The organism is Frankia sp. CoWAU3, assembly GCF_977971855.1.
Genome location: NZ_CDWWXB010000154.1, coordinates 2,397 through 3,243, shown reverse-complemented (window position 1 = coordinate 3,243; position 847 = coordinate 2,397). Strand labels below are relative to the sequence as shown.

Sequence of the window (847 nt, the reverse complement as noted above, 5' to 3'; positions counted from 1 at the left end):
TGCCGGTGGTGCGCGAGAGCCGGGCGGAGGGCGAGGCCCGCTACGACCTGCCTGGCGCGGTGACGGTGACCGCGGGCCTGGTGGCCCTGGTCTACGGCTTCACCGTGGCCGCCGAGGATGGCTGGGGCGACGCCCGCACCATCGGGCTGCTGGCCGGTGCGGCCGTGCTGCTCGTGGCCTTCGTCGTCGTCGAGTCCCGCACCAGCGCGCCGCTGCTGCCGCTGCGGGTGCCGTGGGAGCGCAACCGCGGCGGCTCGTTCCTGGCCTCGCTGCTGACCGGGGCCGGCCTGTTCGCGATGTTCCTGTTCCTGACGTACTACTTCCAGCAGACGCTCGGCTACAGCGCCCTGAAGACCGGCTTCGCGTTCCTGCCGTTCAGCGGCGGGATCATCGTCTCCGCGGGGCTCGCCAGCCAGTTCCTGCCGCGCGTCGGACCCCGGGTGCTGGCCGGCACCGGCACGACGCTCGCGGCGGTCGGGATGGCGCTGCTCCTCGGGGTCGGGACGGATTCGAGCTACGTCGTGCACATCCTGCCCTCCGAGCTGCTGATCAGCATCGGCATGGGCTTCTCGTTCGTGCCCCTGTCGAACCTCGCGCTGATCGGGGTCGCCCCACACGACGCGGGGGTGGCCAGCGCGCTGGTCAACACGACCCAGCAGATCGGCGGGGCGCTGGGAACCGCGTTGCTCAACACCGTTTACGCGACGGCCGTCACCAACTACCTGGCCGATCACGGGCGGGGTGGGAAGGCGCTTCTCGACCAGGCGCAGATCGATGGCTACACCACGGCGTTCCTGTGGGGCGCCATCCTCATCGCGCTCGCAGCGGTGGTGATCGTCGTGCTCAT

Annotated in this window: 1 protein-coding gene; it reads left to right on the top strand. The window is 71.1% G+C overall.

Annotated elements, in window-relative coordinates:
- On the top strand, positions 1-847 hold an 847-nt coding region (locus tag AC08ON_RS13360; RefSeq protein ID WP_476617086.1), incomplete at both ends, for an MFS transporter.